This window comes from Catellatospora sichuanensis (genome assembly GCF_007483665.1).
Classification (GTDB): domain Bacteria; phylum Actinomycetota; class Actinomycetes; order Mycobacteriales; family Micromonosporaceae; genus Catellatospora; species Catellatospora sichuanensis.
On record NZ_VIQO01000057.1, the window covers coordinates 14,366 to 30,434 of the forward strand.

The window sequence follows — 16,069 nt, forward strand, 5'->3', positions numbered from 1 at the left end:
CGTCGGGGCCGCCGCACCGACACACGGTGCGGCGGCCCCGACGGCTTCTGATTCCTAGCGGGTGGACAATCTCTCGTCCGCCTCGACCTCGGCGTCCCGGGCGAGCTTGGCTTCCTTGGCCGCCCGAGCGGCCTCGACCTCGCGCTCGGCGTCGGCGGCACCGGCCTCGGCGGCACGCTGCGCGGCCAGCTCCGTGGCGATGCTCTCGTGCCTGCGCTTCAGGTCGAGGTTCTCGGCCCGCTGCGCCTGCAGCTCACGGCGGGCCGCGAGCCGGCGCCGGGCGCGCCGCCCGGTGCCACTGAACAGCATGAACAGCCCGACGAGGATCAGCGCGCCGGCTGCCGCGCCGATGAGGAAGACCTCGCCGACCGTGAGCGCGGCCTGGTAGCCGAACAGCTCGACCGTGCCCGCCGAGGTGGTGAACAGGCCGTCATTGTCCATGAAGGCCACGAGCGCCAGTCCGGCCAAGCCTAGGACCAGCAGCAATCCGAGCAGAATCATGGTTATGCCTCCTGCGTGCCGACAACGGTGTTGGTTCGGTGACGGCGAGCAGATACCCGGCGAGCGCGGTCGTAAACCGCTGCGGAAACGAAGGTTCCCCGCCGACCACGGGGGAAGTCGGCGGGGAACGTCTATGACGATACTCCTCCAGACCCGCGAGGCAAAGTCCGCAGTGCGAAGCCGTTCGTTCAGATTCTGCGGTCTGCATCGGAGCCCCCGGCGAACCCTCCGTCGTGATCGGATGCCGGTTCAGCGACCCGCGAACAGACGGTCGACGAGGGCAGCCGCCAGGTCGTCCTCCTCCAGGCTCCAGGGCCGGAACAGCACGCGGTACACGATCGGCGCGATGACGTGGTCGATCACGTCGTCGACGGGCACCCCGCCACCGGCCCGCTCGACCAGCAGGGTGGCCTCGGCCCGGCGGTTGCGCAGGCAGTCCGAGTCGCCGGCCCCGGCCGCGGCCGCCCCGCCGCGCAGCAGCGCCGCCGCGGCCGGCTGCCGGAAGTGCTCGATGATCTCCTGCGCCCAGGCGGCCAGGTCCGCACGCAGGTCGCCGGTGTCCGGCAGGGCCCGGTCCGGTGAGATCCGGTACGTCGCCAGGTCGTTGATCATCGAGGCGGCGTCGCCCCAGCGGCGGTAGATGCTGGTCGGATTGACCCCGGCCCGCTCGGCCACCATCGGGATGGTCACCTGCGCGGTGCCGCGCTCCTGCACCAGTTCCTCGACCGCCGAGCGCACCGCGGCGAGCACGGCGGCGCTGCGGCCGCCGGTGCGCCGGGCAGGGCTGGATGTGGCAGACATGACTCCCACTCTAACGCAGAAATATTTGCTTTAACTCCGGTGCTGTGCGTACGGTCGCCTGGACGTAAACGCAATGATCTTTGCTTTAGGGAGCGCCACGTCATGACCATCGCCGAGCGGGCCACCCCGTACCTGCCCCGCCACTCCGCCCGGGCCGCCCGCCGCCCGCTGTCGCCCACCATCGCCTTCATCGGCGCCGCGCTCGCGTTCGCATCCCTCTACCTCGCCGCGGGTGCGCCGACCCCGCTGCTCGTCCTGTTCCAGCGGCAATGGGGCTTTCCGCCGTCCATGCTCACCGTCGCCTTCGCCGCGTACGCCTTCGCGCTGCTCGCCGCCCTGCTGGTGGCCGGCTCGCTGTCCGACCACGTCGGGCGGCGGCCGGTGCTCGTCGGCGCGCTGCTGGTCGAACTGGTCTCGATGGTGATGTTCGTGTTCGCGCCGAACCTCGGCTGGGTCATCGCCGCCCGCATCGTGCAGGGCCTGGCCACCGGCGCGGCCAGCAGCGCCTTCACCGCCGCGCTGCTGGAACTGGCCCCGCCGCGCTACCGCCGCTGGGGTTCGCTGATCGGCAGCGTCGCCCCGGCGGGCGGCCTCGGCCTGGGCGCGCTGCTCACCGGTGCCGCGGTCCAGTTCACCCACTCCGCCAACCTGATCGTGTTCAGCACCCTCACCGTGATCATGGCGCTGGGCGCGGTCGTGCTCTACCTGTCCGCCGAGACGTCCGAGCCTCGGCCCGGCGCGCTGGGTTCGCTCGTGCCCCGGGTCACCGTGCCGCACCCGGCCCGGCGCGAGTTCACCGCCGCCGTCCCGGTGCACCTGTCGGCCTGGATGATGGCCGGCCTGTTCATGGGCCTCGGGCCGACCATCGTGCGCGGCGTCTTCCACCTCGACAGCGGCCTGCTCAACGGCGCGACCGCGTTCCTCGCCCCGGGCGCGGCGGCCGTCGCCGGCATCATGACCGGGCGGCTGCACGGCCGCCGGGCGACCGTGCTCGGCACCGCCGGGGTGCTCGTCGGCACGGTGGTCGTCGCAGCCGGGATCGCCGCGGGCCTGCTGCCCGTGGTCTGGCTCGGCGCGGCCGTCAGCGGGCTCGGCTTCGGCTCGGCGTTCGGCGGCGCGCTGCGCCTGGTCGGCCCGCACGCGCAGCCGCACCAGCGGGGCGGGCTGTTCGCCGCGGTGTTCCTGGTGGCCTACCTGTCCTTCGGGCTGCCGCTGATCATCGCCGGTCAGGGCGTCGCCTCCCTCGGCCTGCTGCCCACCGTGCTGACCTACAGCGCGGTCGCGGTGGTGGTCGCCACGGCGGGCCTGCTGACCCAGCTCCGGCTGGGCCGCCGGGACGCCCTCGTGCCGGTCCCGGCATGAGCTGCGTGAACGCCTGGCTGACGTCGGGTGGACCTGTGCCCTCCGAGCAGGTCGGAGGGCACAGGTCCACCCGAGTTGCGGCGTGGAGCGCGCGGGCAGCTCAGCGCGGTCGGGCGGTCAGCAGGAAACGGTGGCTGTGCACCCGCAGCACGGCGCCTGCGGCGAGCCGGTCGTGCAGGGCGCGCAGTTGCGTCCCGTACCCGGCGGGATCGAAGTCCGGGATCTGCCACGGTGTGAGCCGCAGCAGCAGCACGACCGCACCGATGTCGTGCAGCACCCCGCCGACCAGCTCCTCCCGCCGGTCGGCCACGGCGAAACCGGCCTGTTCGAGCTCGCGGACCGCGGTGTCGAGGTCCCAGGTCCGGTAGGTGTGCGGCGGGGCGGCGAGGGCGGCGTTCAGTTCCGCCAGGTCACGGCCGCCGACCTGCTGGGTGACGAACAGCCCGCCCGGGGCGAGCACCCGGCGGATCTCGGCCGGCACGTACGCCCCGTGCCTGCTGACCACCAGGTCGAACATGCCGTCGCCGAACGGCAGCCGCCCCGGGTCCGCCGAGACGTCGGCGACCCGGACGCCGAGCGGCTCCAGTCGCCGCCGAGCGACCGCCACGTTGGGCGGGTAGGCCTCGGTGGCCGCCGTCACCGGCGGCAGCGGCGCCAGCGACGACAGGAACTCGCCGCCGCCCGTGCCGAGGTCGAGCAGCGACACCGCGGACCGCAGCGGCTGCCCGACGATCTCGCGGTAGTCCCACGACGGCGCGCCCTGCACGTAGCGTCCTTCTAGGACACCGAAGTCCCAACCCTCACACACGGTGTCCACCGCGGCGTCGACCAGCTGCTGAAACGTCACGGCCGACAGGCTACTTCCGTCACCATGCCATCGCATCTTATATGGCAGGGCATGCCGTCGCCGGCGCGCGGCGCGGGCCGCGAGCGTCTACAGTAGGCGGCCATGACCTCCCAGGCGGATGCGGCAGCGGGTGCCGAGCGGGTGCGCCGCTACTACGACAACAACGCCGCCGCGTTCGAGCGGCTCGGGCAGGGCGGCGCGTCCATCCACCGCGCCGTCTGGGGTCCCGGGGTGGCCACCCGGGCGCAGGCCTTCCACCACGTCGACGAGCTGCTGCTCGACACCCTGCCGCCGGACCTGGCGCGACCGTCCGTCGTGGACCTCGGCTGCGGTCTCGGCGCGAGCCTGCTCTACCTGGCGGCCCGGACCGACCTGACCGGCGAGGGCATCACCATCAGCCCGCTGCAGGCGGCACGGGCGGCGGAGCTGATCGCCGCAGCCGGCCTGGCCTCCCGCGTACGCTGCCGCGAGGGCAACTACCTGGCCGTCCCCGACGACCTGGCCGGGACCGCCGACCTTGCCTTCTCCATCGAGGCGTTCATCCACAGCCCCGACGCCGACGGCTACTTCCGCGAGGCCGCCCGCACCCTGCGGCCCGGTGGCAGGCTCGTCATCTGCGACGACTTCCTCACCTCCGCCGCCGCACAGGATTCGCCCCGGACTGCGCGCCGGATGGCGGAGTTCCGCACCGGCTGGCACGTCGGCTCGCTGCTCACCGTCGGCCAGGTGCGTACCATGGCCGCCGCGCACGGCCTGGAACTGGTGCGCGACCTCGACCTGACGCCGTATCTGGAGCTGCGCCGCCCGCGCGACCGCTGGATCGGCGCGCTGCTGGCGGTCGGCCGTCTGTTCCGCCCGACCGGCCTCTACTGGCAGTCGCTGGTCGGTGGCGACGCGCTGCAGTGGGCGCTCATCCACGACCTGCTCAGCTACCGCTTCCTCGAACTGCGCCGCCGGGGCTGACCCGCTGCGGCCCCGCCACGCGGGCAGGGCCGCGCCGGGTCACTCGACCTCCATGGAGCCGTATTCGGGGGCCCCGGTGAGTTCGAGGGTCTGCATCGTCACCCCGGTCGGCGTCGACGTGACATCGGCCAGCCGGAAACGCGACGGCGTACGCCCCTCGGCGAACAGGCGTTTGCCCGAGCCGAGCACGACCGGGAAGACGATGAGCCGGACCAGGTCGATCAGGCCCGCGTCGAACAGCGTCTGCGCGAGCGCGCCACTGCCGTGGATCTGCAGCTCCCGGCCGGGCTGCTCCTTGATCTTGGCGACCTCCGCCACCACGTCCCCGCCGAGCACCGTGCTGTTGTGCCAGTCGGCGCGCGTGAGGGTGCGCGAGGCGACGTACTTCGGCAGCGTGTTGAGGGCGGTCGCGATCGGGTCGTTCGGGTCGGTGGACTTCGGCCAGGCCTCGGCGAAGATGTCGTAGGTGCGGCGGCCGAGCAGGAACGCGTCGACTTCGCCGAAGACGCCGGTGATGAACCCGCCGAGGGAGTCTTCGAAGAAGGGCACCACCCAGCCGCCGCGGGTGAAGCCGCCGGTGGTGTCCTCAGCCGGGCCCCCGGGTCCCTGGTAGACGCCGTCGAGGGTCACGAACTCGGTGAGTGTCAGTCTCATACCGGTAATGACGAACCGGCCGCCCGGAAGTCATCGGTCCGGGGCGGAGATCAGGCGTCCACGTCCAGCCGGACCGTCACCGTGTCACCGGCGTCGAGCCCTTCGGCCCGGCGCACCACGGCCTTGACGGGCACGATGTAGCGCCCGTCCTTGGGAAACAGCGAGGTCGTCCAGCCGGTCGTGCCGATCCGGGCGGTCACCGGGATCATGCCCCAGCCGTAGCTGACCAGCGACGACGCGTCTTCCAGCGCCTGGCAGTGCTCGTCGGGCACGGTCACGAAATACCAGGGCGCGGGGCCTCTCCAGAAAAAGATCTCGCCGCTGAACTCCATGTCCATCGGGCCAGGATAACGAGCCCGACCGACACGCCCGTCCGGTCCGGACGCGGCCGCCCTACCAGAGCGCCTGGCAGGTGTACCTCACCTGCCAGGCGCTCTCGATCACGAACTGGATCCGCGGGGCACCTTGCTCCGGCGGCGCGACGCCTTCGGCGCGGCAGGCTCGTGCCGGATGGCCGGCTGCGGGTGCTCGCCGCCGGTCGGAGCCGGGCCGCCCTTCTTGCGGGAACCCCGAGCACGGTCGGCGGGCTGCGCCGCCTTGTCGACGGACGGCACGGGCTCGGACGGCGTGGCTCCGGGCCCCTCGACCGGCGCGGCCGGCACGGGCTCGGGCTGGTGCGACGAAGCAGTCGGCGCAGGCCCGGACCCGTTGGACGACGCTGAGGACACGGGCCTGGACCCGTTGGGCGGCGGGGTCGGTACGGGCCTGGGCCCGTTGGGCGGCGGGGTCGGTACGGGCCTGGGCCCGTTGGGCGGCGGGGTCGGCACGGGCCTGGACCCGTTGGACGACGCCGAGGGCGTGCCGCTGGACGGCGCGGTCGGCACGGGCCTGGACCCGTTGGACGACGCCGAGGGCGTGCCGCTGGACGGCGCGGTCGGCCCGGGCTCGACCGGCGGTGGTGGCGGCTCGGGCAGAGGGCCTGCGGCGGTCGTCGTCAGCACCGGCTGCGCGGTCGGCCGGGACCGCTCGGGCGGCTCCACGGCCCCGGGGGCGGGCAGCGGGCCCCGGTTGATCCGGCCGTCCACATCGATGATCCACTGCTCGGAGGGGAAGGCGTCGCCCCGCACGCGGGCCGCGAGCCAGTCGGCCACCAGGCTCGACGCGAACGGGCCCAGGCGCGCCGACGGCACACCCCCGATGTGGTGGGGCGAGTCCTGATAGACCACCAGCTGCCGCGGACCCTGCACCGCGTCGAGCAGGCTGCGGGTCCACTCGAGCGGGCTGAGCTCGTCGTCCTCCCCGGCGACCGCCAGGTACGGCATGCGCAGCCGTTCGGCGTGCCCCTGCCAGGTGATCGTGCGGCTGAACCGGTCGAACTCCGCCTCGTCGGTGTGCCCGGTCATGTACATGAAGCGCATCTTGTGGGTCGGCGACGCCTGCTCGAACACGGTCGTCCAGCCCGGCTCGTGGCAGACCTCCATGACGGCGCAGGCGCGGATCCGGGGCTCGTGGGCTGCCGCGATGGTCGCGGCGAACGAGCCGAAGCCGCTGCCGGTCAGCACGACCTGCTCCGGATCGACCTCGGCCCGCCCGGCCAGCCAGTCCAGGCAGGCGGTGCCGACCTGCGCCCAGGCGGGCACGCTGAAGTGGGTGCCGAGCAGCGCGCACTCGTACTGGCCCGGTCCCTCCATCGCGAGCACGGCGAAGCCGCGGCTGAGGAAGCGGTCGCCGTGCAAGGCCACTGTCGCCTCTTTGCAGCTGTCCAGGTCCGGCACCACGACGGCCACCGGGGTCCGGCCGCCGGTGTAGCCGGGCGGCAGGTGCAGCCAGGCCGGCAGCGAGCCGCGGTGGGTCCCGGGGAACGGGATCGACACCGCCTCGACGTGGTGGTCGGCCAGCTCGGCGTAGCGGCTGTAGCAGGCGCGTTTGCGCTCGTGGTGACCGCGGTCGGCAGCGTCGTCGGCGTGGCCCGGCCACTGCGCCGCGCTCCAGTGCACGGCGGCCATGAAGTAGTTCTCCCGCGCGGTGACCGGGTCGCCCATGGCCTCGGCCGTCCGGGCGCGGTCCTCGCGGTGGCGGGCGGCCGCCGCGAACGCGGGCGCGATGGCCGCGTAGGTCCGGGCCTGCCTGCGGATGGCCGCGAAGTCGGCCGCGGCCTCCGTCCCGCAGGCCGCGTTCCAGTGCACCGTCCGGGGGTGGTCCCAGTCGACCCCGCGCTCGGCGATGGCGGCCGCCCACCGCTCCCGTTCCGCGATCCAGCGTCTTACCGGCGGCGACGCGCTCCCGTCTTGGTCACGCTGATCCACGGTGCTGCCGGCCGCCTTGGTCTGGTCGGCGAGAATCCTGTCCATCCCGGCTCCTCTCCTTGCGACCAATCTGCCCTGACTCGGCTGCCGAAGTGACTGATTCGGGCATATCTGGCGCAAATCGGCACGAGAGCCGACGCGATCCGGTCCTCGCATCGGCGGGAGCGCGACCGCCGGGCCGCCGCGCTCAGGCGGGCGCGCCGGCCGGGTCGTGGAAGTCCTTGAAGGTGAATGCGCCCGGTCCAGGCCCCTGCTCGGCGAGCAGGGCGAGGCGCGCCATACCCTCAGCGGCGGTCGGCAGGTGACCGTCGGGCACCCACCACATCACGCTGTGGACCTCGACCGTCCGCTGGAACCACTCCCTGCGCCGCTGCAGCACGGCCAGGTGGCGGGTCCGGTAGACGTAGTTCCACAGGTCCTGCCTGGTACGCCAGACCGACATGTTGATCAGCAGGTCGTCGCCGAAGTCGTGCCGGTAGTCCACGGCCGAGTCGGTGTCCGCCGCCGTCAGCCGCCATACGAAGCCGGGCGCGTCGTCGGCCAGCTTGTTGATCGGCTCGAGGAGGGCGACGAAGTCGGCCACTTCCGGGGCGTCGAGCGGGGCGACCAGCCGCCCGACGTTCAGCTGCGCGAGATGCATGGATCGAGGGGACCATCCGGTGGGGTTCTATGTCAACGAGATTTGTTTTTAGAAAACGAGACGCAGCACGCACCCGGCCGAGGATCCAGCTCCGCGGTCGCGTCCGGACCGGCGATCCCCTTGCACAGCGCCAGATTCATCGAACACACCAGCAGCGGCTGCGCCTCGGCGACCTGCTGGAAAGGACAGTTGCGCAGGCGCACCCGGGCACCGTCGGCATAGGGCTCGTAGCCGCGCTCCCGCAGCGTCGCCAGCCAGTGGCCGGGCTCGTGCAGCCGCTCGCCCGCCGCACCCGCCGCCGCCACCGCGCGCTCGTCGGCCGCCGTGTCGTGGACCGCGTCGGCGAGCAGCGCGGCCAGCTGCTCGTAGTCGCGATGGGGCAGCGTGACCGTCCGCGCGATGCTCCCCCGGCGGTAGACCTTCGCCGGACGGCCGCCGCCCGGCCCCGGCCTGGCCTCGGTCAACCGCATGAAGTCGACCTCCAGCAGGCCCGCCTCGGCAAGCTTGTCCAGGTGAAAGGCGGCGAGGGTACGGGAGATCCCGGTCTCCTGGGCCGCCTCGTTGCGCCCGACCGCCCGGCCCTGGGCCGCGACGTAGTCGTAGAGCGCCCGGCGCACCGGGTCGTGCAGCGCGGCCACCGCGGCGAGATCGTCGGTCACCCCCGAAGTGTGCCTGCTGACCAGCTCGAAGGCTAACCGCGGGTGCTCCGGCCGGGTGGCGCCGGGAGACCGTCGGGCCCCGGCCCGCGGCAGGCGGGTGTGACGGTTGTCTGATGTGGATGAGCTGCTTGGCACATCGTTGCCCGCACATGTGAAACTCCAGGGGTGACGCTGCCTCCACCGCCGAATCCTCCCGGCTACCCGGGCCCCGCCCCCTGGGAACCGGGCGTGGGCGCCCCGCCGCCACCGCTGAAGAAGAACAACACACCGCTCATCATCGGCCTGATCGTCGGCGTCGTGGTGCTGTGCGTGGTCGGCCTCTGCGGGGGCGGATTGGCCTACAACTACCTCAACGGCGACGAGAGCCCGTCGGCGGGCCCGTCGCTGTCGACGCAGGAGACCGGTCGCCCGACCCCGTCCGACCTGTACTCCCCGCCCGAGGTGATCCCGACGACGGAGGCGGCACTGCCCGCGCCGGCCACCGTCGGCGACTGCATCTCCGTGGACGTGAAGGGCGCCTTCCTCGGCGTCGGCAACTGCAACGGCACGCGCGGGACCTACCGGGTCCTGTCCGTCGACCGCGCGCAGGGCACCTGCTCCGACCCGGACGGGCCCTGGATCACCACCGGCGGCTACCGGCTCTGCCTGGAGCTGTACCTGGTGCGCAACTACTGCTACAAGCTCCCGACGGACACCGAATTCGCCGTCGCCGCGACGAAGTGCAAGGCCAAGGGCACCGTGCACATCGTCGACATCGTGCCCGGCGGGTCCAACGGCGACAAGTGCACCCAGGACTACAAGTGGAACCACTGGTACCGGTTCACGCACCCGACGGTCGTCTACTGCGTCATGAAGTACTGACACCCGCTCCGACATCGACGAAGCCCGCCGGCGATCCACGCCGGCGGGCTTCGTCGTCGAGACGGATCAGACGAGGTCGTACCGGTCCAGGTTCATGACCTTGACCCACGCCGCGACGAAGTCGCGCACGAACTTCTCCTTCGCGTCGTCGCTCGCGTAGACCTCGGCGAGCGCACGCAGCTCCGAGTTGGAGCCGAAGACCAGGTCGGCCCGGCTACCGGTCCACTTGACCTTGCCGGTGGCGAGGTCGACACCCTCGAAGGTGTCCTCCCCGGCCACGGCCTTCCACGCCGTGCCCAGGTCGAGCAGGTTGGCGAAGAAGTCGTTGGTCAGCGTGCCCGGCGTATCGGTGAGCACGCCGACCGTGGACTGCTTGGTGTTCGCGCCGAGCACTCGCAGGCCGCCGACGAGCACCGTCAGCTCGGGTGCGCTCAGCGTGAGCAGGTTGGCCCGGTCGATCAGCAGGTACTCGGCCGGCAGGCGGACGCCCTTGCCGAGGTGGTTGCGGAACCCGTCCGTGGTCGGCTCGAGCGCGGCGAACGACTCCACGTCGGTCTGCTCCTGCGACGCGTCGGTGCGACCCGGCGTGAAGGGCACCTCGACCGCGTGACCGGCGCTCTTGGCGGCCTGCTCGACGGCGGCGGCCCCGCCCAGCACGATCAGGTCGGCCAGCGAGACCTTCTTGCCGCCGGTCTGGGCGGCGTCGAACGCCTGCCGGACACCTTCCAGGGCGTGCAGCACCCGGGCGAGCTGGTCGGGGTCGTTGACCTCCCAGCTGTGCTGCGGCTCGAGGCGGATGCGCGCGCCGTTGGCGCCGCCGCGCTTGTCACTGCCGCGGAACGTCGACGCCGACGCCCACGCGGCCGAGACCAGCTCGGACACCGACAGCCCGGTGGCCAGGATCTGGGCCTTGAGGGCCGCGACGTCGGCCGCGTCGACCAGCTCGTGGTCGACCGCCGGCACCGGGTCCTGCCAGATCAGCGTCTCGGCCGGGACCTCCGGGCCGAGGTAGCGGGCGATCGGGCCCATGTCGCGGTGGGTCAGCTTGAACCAGGCGCGGGCGAAGGCGTCGGCCAGCTCGGCCGGGTTCGCCAGGAAGCGCCGCGAGATCTGCTCGTAGATCGGGTCGAACCGCAGCGCCAGGTCGGTGGTCAGCATCGTCGGCGCGTGGCTCTTCGCAGCGTCGTGCGCGTCGGGGACGGTGCCCGCACCCGCGCCGCCCTTCGGCTTCCACTGGTGCGCGCCGGCCGGGCTCTTGGACAACTCCCACTCGTACCCGAACAGGATCTCGAAAAAGCTGTTGTCCCACGCCGTCGGCGTGTTGGTCCAGGCGCCCTCGAGGCCGCTGGTGATCGCGTCCCCGCCCACGCCGGAGCCGAAGGTGCTCTTCCAGCCCAGGCCCTGCGCCTCGATCGGCGCGCCCTCGGGCTCGGGGCCGACGTGGTCGGTGGTGCCCGCGCCGTGGGTCTTGCCGAAGGTGTGGCCGCCGGCGATCAGCGCGACGGTCTCCTCGTCGTTCATCGCCATGCGGCCGAACGTCTCGCGGATGTCGCGGGCCGAGGCGATCGGGTCCGGGTTGCCGTTCGGGCCCTCCGGGTTGACGTAGATGAGGCCCATCTGCACGGCGGCGAGCGGGTTCTCCAGCTCGCGGTCGCCGGAGTAGCGCTCGTCACCCAGCCAGGTGGTCTCCGGGCCCCAGTAGACGTCGAGGTCGGGCTCCCAGACGTCCGGGCGGCCGCCGGCGAACCCGAAGGTCTTGAAGCCCATCGACTCGAGCGCGACGTTGCCGGTCAGGATCATCAGGTCGGCCCAGGAGATGGACTGGCCGTACTTCTTCTTGACCGGCCACAGCAGGCGGCGGGCCTTGTCCAGGTTGCCGTTGTCCGGCCAGCTGTTGAGCGGCGCGAAGCGCTGCATACCCGCTCCGGCGCCACCGCGGCCGTCGCTGATGCGGTACGTGCCGGCGCTGTGCCACGCCATGCGGACCATGAACGGGCCGTAGTGGCCGTAGTCGGCGGGCCACCAGTCCTGCGACGCGGTCAGGACCTCGGCGATGTCCCGCTTCACGGCGGCGAGGTCGAGGCTGTTGAACGCCTCGGTGTAGTCGAAGTCCGCGCCCAGCGGGTTGGCCACGGCCGGGTTCTTGGCGAGGATCTTCAGGTTGAGCTGGTTCGGCCACCAGCCGCGGTTGCCGTCACCCTGGGTCGGGTGGGGCGCGCGTCCGTGCGCCACCGGGCAGCGGGACTCGGCGCCCGCCTCGGCGTCATGGACGACGGCTTCGTGGTTCTCAGACATCGGATTCCTTCCGTGGCTTGCGGGACAGGTGGCTCAGGAACTGCCTGCGGTGGAACAGCCGGGGCACAGGCCCCAGTAGACGACCTCGGCCTCGTCGATCGCGAAGCCGTTGCCGTCGGACGCGGTCAGGCAGGGCGCGTCGCCGACCGCGCAGTCGACGTCGGCGATGAGCCCGCATGACCGGCAGACCATGTGGTGGTGGTTGTCCCCGACCCGTGACTCGTAGCGGGCCACAGACCCGGCGGGCCGGAAACGCCGCACCAGGCCCGCGGTCGTCAGCGCCTGCAGCGAGTCGTACACGGCCTGGTGGGACACCTCGGGTAGGCCGCGACGCACCGCGCCGATGATCGAGTCGGTGTCGGCGTGCGGATGCGCGAGAACCGCGCCCAGCACGGCGACCCGCGGACGGGTCACCCGCAACGCGGCTTCGCGCAGCATCTGCTCGAAGTCCAGGGTCGCGGGCACGTCCCGTAGTCTGGCCCGTTTTCTGGAATGAGTCAAGAATAAGCCGCTGATCTTGCCGCGTGTCAGCCGGCGGGCCGCCGGGCCACAAACACACTCAGCCCTCAGAAACGGTCACAACTATCTAACAGCATAGTAAACAGGAGAAGATGGATCGCGTGCGCCACCGTCGCAACATCCGGTCGCTCCGGCGTGGGCGGCATGACCGCACGGCAGCAGATCCACGGCGGCATCGCGCCAGACCGGGTAACGACGCCACCACGGCATTTCCGCACAGCAGCGGGCAGGCGACGACGGTGGCGCAGGGGGACGTGCGCGGCCAGAAGGGCCGGACGGAAGGGGTCGGATCGGAAAGGGTTGGCCGGGACGGCTCAGCAGACGAGGAGCGGGGCGACGCCACCTCGAACGCTTATATCGATATCAATCTATATTTATGCTCCTGTCCTGCTGCTGCTCGTCTTCCCTGAATCCATAGGATCGGTCCCATCGATATTCGACGAGATTGCCAGAATGTTTCCCTGCTATCAAGGGGCATCCGGCAACTCCGCCCGCCGACACCTTTGACCCGCCACATCGCCGCCCGCAAATAACGGTGTACGCGCAGCCAGAGACCACTCTCGCGGCCATTCGACAGCGCGAGAGAACTTCGCAGGCGACCTTCCATACAGGACCTGGATAACACTTTCCGCACCCGCCTTCCGAGCACATCCGGAGGAAATGTTGTCGCGGAAAAGTGTTATGCGAGACATGGCTCGGTGGTCGCAGCCCACGACGGGCCGCCGATCCACTCCGACGCGGGACAGGCACTTCCACAGGCGTCCATCGGCATCTTGACGCGACGCCCGGAACTCCGTCAGAGTCAACCACCCCGATCCACCGACGACAGCGATGCGGAGAATGCCACCCAACAACTCGAACGAGGCGGCGCTCGTCGTCGCAGCACAGGCCGGTGACCGCCGGGCGCTCGACACCCTGATCGAGGCGTATCTCCCGTTCGTCTACACCATCGCGCGCAGAGCCCTCGACGCCGAGGACGACGTCGACGACGCCGTGCAGGACTCCATGCTGCGCGCGGTACGGGAACTGCGGGAACTGCGCACCCCGGCGAGCTTCCGCGCGTGGCTCGGCGCGATAGCCGTCCGGCAGGTCAGCACCCATCTGCACCGGCGGCGCACCGCCGATCGGCACACCGGCGACCTGGCCGACCTGGTCGGCACACCCGACGCCGGCGCGCCCTTCGAAGGGCTGACGATGCTGCGGCTGGGCGTCTCCCAGCAACGACGCCAGGCGGCACGCGCCGCGCAGTGGCTCGACCACGACGACCGGCTGCTGCTGTCGCTGTGGTGGCTGGAGGTGGCCGGCCACCTGACGCGCAGCGAGCTGGCGACCGCGATCGGGGTCAGCGTCGCCCACGCCGGGGTACGCGTCCAGCGCATGCGCCGGCAGTTCGACAGTTGTCGCGCCCTCGTCGCGGCCCTCGACTCCCGCCCGCGCTGCCTCGATCTCGACGGTCTCGTGGCGAGCTGGGACGGCGTACCCGGGGCGACCTGGCGCAAGCGCCTTACCCGGCACATCCAGGCATGCGACACCTGCACTCCGGACTCCGGGATGCTGCCGGCCGCCGAGCAGCTGCTCATCGGACTCGCGCTGCTGCCCGTCCCGATCGCGCTCACCACGGCCGTGCTCGGCAAGGCCGGGCTGGCGACGGCGGCCTCGGCGACCGCGCTGACCGGGGCCGCCAAGGCCGGCATCATCGGCCACCTGACGAACGTCCTGGCGGTTCATCCGATCGCGACGCTCGCCGTGACGGGTTCCGTGGTCGCGGGCAGCACGCTCGCCGTGATGACCTGGCCCACGGCCGCGCCGCCGCCACCCCCGCCGGTCACGGCGACCCAGTACTCGCCCGCCGCGATCCCGCCGAGTCCATCACCCCGTCCCAGCCCGAGCCCCGGCCGTGCGGCGCCGAGCCCGGCACGGAGCCCGGCGCGGGTGCTGGCGGTCGGGCCGACCTCGCTGGAGGCAGGTGACGGGACCGGGCTCTTCGTCACGACCACGGCCGCCCTCGGCGTGCTCACCCCGCTGTCGAGCGCCAGCAGCATCTCGGCCCGCCAGCAGGCCACTTTCCTGGTCGTGGCGGGCCTGGCCGATGCGAAGTGCTTCTCCTTCCGCAGCCCGGACGGCCGCTACCTGCGCCACGCGTCCTGGCGGCTGCGGCTGAACCCGAACGCGGGTACCGAGCTCTTCGAGGGGGACGCCACCTTCTGCGTACGCCCCGGCTCGTCGGCCACGACGGTCCTGCTGGAATCCTCGAACTACCCCGGCTGGTTCCTGCACCGGCGGGGCAGCGAACTGTGGGTCGACCAGTCCGACGGCACCGCCGCCTTCCGCGCCGCCAGCTCCTTCCGGATCCGGCCCCCGCTGGCGGGATAAGGCCACGCAGTCGAACCCGACCGGGTCGTGTCCGGTCGGGTGGCACGAACGTGCTTTGACGTCGGCCGATGTTCCGTCAGGCGGGCCACCCCTTCCGAAACATTTTCGCCGGTATTGACGACGGCGTTGTTATCGTTCACATTCGACTGACGGGACGGCTGGACGCGCGAGCGTCACACCGCCATCAGCACCATTCGGAGCAGGGCGACGTCTTTCAACGACGTGCTCCATGGTGCGTGTGTGACCGATAACCGAGTCCCCCCGTGATCTTCCTCGCAACCGCATCCGCGGACGGCCGCACCCATCGGCCGGCCCGCGGCGCTGCGTCGCGTCCTCGACCGGCCGACAGGCCGCACCGATATCGAAGGAGGATGCCGTGACCGGCATCAGCACCATCACGCCCACCATCTCCCGGCGACAAGCCTGGCGCGCGGCAGTGATCACCGTAGTGGTCACCGCCCTGCTCAGCGCCGGCCTCATCGCCCTGACGGGCAACCGCGCCCAGGCCGCGACCGTCGACACCAGTGCCTGGTACATCCTGGTCAACCGCAACAGCGGCAAAGCCCTCGACGTCTACAACTTCTCCACCGCTGACGGCGGACGCATCACCCAGTGGACCCGAGGCACCGCCAACAACCAGCAGTGGCAGTTCGTCGACTCCGGCAGCGGCTACTACCGGCTCAAGTCCCGCCACTCCGGCAAAGTCCTCGACGTCTACAACTTCTCCACCGCCAACGGCGGAGCCATCGTCCAGTGGACCGACAACAACAGCAACAACCAGCAATGGCGCCTGGCCGACTCCGCCGGCGGCTACGTCCGCCTGATCAGCCGGCACAGCAACAAGGCCCTCGAAGTCCAAGGAGCCTCCACCGCCGACGGCGCCAACATCGTCCAGTACGACGACTGGGGCGGCAACAACCAGCAATGGCAGCTCGTCCAGGTCGGCAGCACCCCGCCGTCCAGCCCGCCGCCGTCCAGCCCGCCGCCCAACGGTTCGTGCACGCTTCCGTCGAGCTACCGCTGGACGTCGACGGGCGTGCTGGCGACCCCGAAGTCGGGCTGGGTCTCGCTCAAGGACTTCACCACCGCCCCCTACAACGGCAGGCAGCTCGTCTACGCCACCACGCACGACAACGGATCGACCTGGGGCTCGATGAACTTCAGCCTGTTCACCAACTGGTCCGACATGGCCTCGGCCAGCCAGAACACCATGTCGTCCGCCACCGTCGCACCATCGCTGTTCTACTTCGCCCCCCGCAACATCTGGGTACTCGCCTACCAGTGGGGC

At 71.5% G+C, this 16,069-nt stretch carries 15 protein-coding genes; 5 read left to right on the forward strand and 10 right to left on the reverse strand.

Translation table 11 applies throughout. The features are described 5' to 3' along the window. Window positions 1-54: 54 nt before the first annotated feature. Both FLL47_RS42050 and FLL47_RS42055 read right to left on the reverse strand, forming a co-directional pair. Window positions 55-501, reverse strand: a complete 447-nt coding sequence (locus tag FLL47_RS42050; RefSeq protein ID WP_144128288.1) for a hypothetical protein — start codon at window positions 499-501, stop codon at window positions 55-57. Between the two features lie 249 nt (window positions 502-750). Continuing rightward, window positions 751-1,302: a TetR/AcrR family transcriptional regulator gene (locus tag FLL47_RS42055; protein ID WP_144128289.1), complete on the reverse strand. Its 552-nt coding sequence runs from the start codon at window positions 1,300-1,302 to the stop codon at window positions 751-753. A gap of 102 nt (window positions 1,303-1,404) precedes the next feature. On the opposite strand from FLL47_RS42055, the gene FLL47_RS42060 reads away from it, so the two are divergent. Continuing rightward, complete coding sequence (locus FLL47_RS42060) at window positions 1,405-2,664, forward strand: MFS transporter (RefSeq protein WP_144128290.1); 1,260 nt, start codon at window positions 1,405-1,407, stop codon at window positions 2,662-2,664. Window positions 2,665-2,764: 100 nt separating this feature from the next. On the opposite strand, the gene FLL47_RS42065 is transcribed toward FLL47_RS42060, so the two are convergent. Then, window positions 2,765-3,511, reverse strand: coding sequence for a class I SAM-dependent methyltransferase (locus FLL47_RS42065; RefSeq protein WP_222106443.1), 747 nt, complete (start codon window positions 3,509-3,511; stop codon window positions 2,765-2,767). A 102-nt stretch (window positions 3,512-3,613) separates the two neighbouring features. Here FLL47_RS42065 and FLL47_RS42070 point away from each other — a divergent pair, with 102 nt between their 5' ends. After that, complete coding sequence (locus tag FLL47_RS42070; RefSeq protein WP_144128292.1) at window positions 3,614-4,474, forward strand: SAM-dependent methyltransferase; 861 nt, start codon at window positions 3,614-3,616, stop codon at window positions 4,472-4,474. Between the two features lie 39 nt (window positions 4,475-4,513). Here the strand turns inward: FLL47_RS42070 and FLL47_RS42075 are convergent, their stop codons facing one another. The 5 genes from FLL47_RS42075 to FLL47_RS42095 all read right to left on the reverse strand — a co-directional run bounded on the left by FLL47_RS42075 (window position 4,514) and on the right by FLL47_RS42095 (window position 8,733). Beyond that, a complete protein-coding gene (locus tag FLL47_RS42075; protein ID WP_144128293.1) occupies window positions 4,514-5,128 on the reverse strand; it encodes a dihydrofolate reductase family protein in 615 nt (204 codons plus the stop codon). A gap of 50 nt (window positions 5,129-5,178) precedes the next feature. Further along, window positions 5,179-5,466: a DUF1905 domain-containing protein gene (locus FLL47_RS42080; RefSeq protein WP_144128294.1), complete on the reverse strand. Its 288-nt coding sequence runs from the start codon at window positions 5,464-5,466 to the stop codon at window positions 5,179-5,181. A 102-nt stretch (window positions 5,467-5,568) separates the two neighbouring features. Continuing rightward, on the reverse strand, window positions 5,569-7,479 hold the full coding sequence (locus FLL47_RS42085; RefSeq protein WP_186316250.1) for an alpha/beta hydrolase: 1,911 nt from the start codon (window positions 7,477-7,479) through the stop codon (window positions 5,569-5,571). 142 nt (window positions 7,480-7,621) lie between these two features. After that, complete coding sequence (locus FLL47_RS42090; protein ID WP_144128296.1) at window positions 7,622-8,074, reverse strand: DUF3291 domain-containing protein; 453 nt, start codon at window positions 8,072-8,074, stop codon at window positions 7,622-7,624. Between the two features lie 32 nt (window positions 8,075-8,106). Then, window positions 8,107-8,733: a helix-turn-helix transcriptional regulator gene (locus FLL47_RS42095; RefSeq protein WP_222106444.1), complete on the reverse strand. Its 627-nt coding sequence runs from the start codon at window positions 8,731-8,733 to the stop codon at window positions 8,107-8,109. A gap of 165 nt (window positions 8,734-8,898) precedes the next feature. Between FLL47_RS42095 and FLL47_RS42100 the strand changes: the two genes are divergently transcribed. Continuing rightward, window positions 8,899-9,594: a hypothetical protein gene (locus FLL47_RS42100; protein WP_144128297.1), complete on the forward strand. Its 696-nt coding sequence runs from the start codon at window positions 8,899-8,901 to the stop codon at window positions 9,592-9,594. A 66-nt stretch (window positions 9,595-9,660) separates the two neighbouring features. On the opposite strand, the gene katG is transcribed toward FLL47_RS42100, so the two are convergent. Both katG and FLL47_RS42110 read right to left on the reverse strand, forming a co-directional pair. Beyond that, window positions 9,661-11,889, reverse strand: coding sequence for a catalase/peroxidase HPI (gene katG / locus FLL47_RS42105; protein WP_144128298.1), 2,229 nt, complete (start codon window positions 11,887-11,889; stop codon window positions 9,661-9,663). Between the two features lie 33 nt (window positions 11,890-11,922). Next, window positions 11,923-12,327, reverse strand: coding sequence for a Fur family transcriptional regulator (locus FLL47_RS42110; protein WP_281286799.1), 405 nt, complete (start codon window positions 12,325-12,327; stop codon window positions 11,923-11,925). Between the two features lie 921 nt (window positions 12,328-13,248). Between FLL47_RS42110 and FLL47_RS42115 the strand changes: the two genes are divergently transcribed. Both FLL47_RS42115 and FLL47_RS42120 read left to right on the forward strand, forming a co-directional pair. Beyond that, window positions 13,249-14,781, forward strand: a complete 1,533-nt coding sequence (locus FLL47_RS42115) for a sigma-70 family RNA polymerase sigma factor (RefSeq protein WP_144128300.1) — start codon at window positions 13,249-13,251, stop codon at window positions 14,779-14,781. A 448-nt stretch (window positions 14,782-15,229) separates the two neighbouring features. Then, the coding region (locus FLL47_RS42120; RefSeq protein ID WP_222106445.1) for a non-reducing end alpha-L-arabinofuranosidase family hydrolase at window positions 15,230-16,069 on the forward strand (840 nt) is incomplete at its 3' end.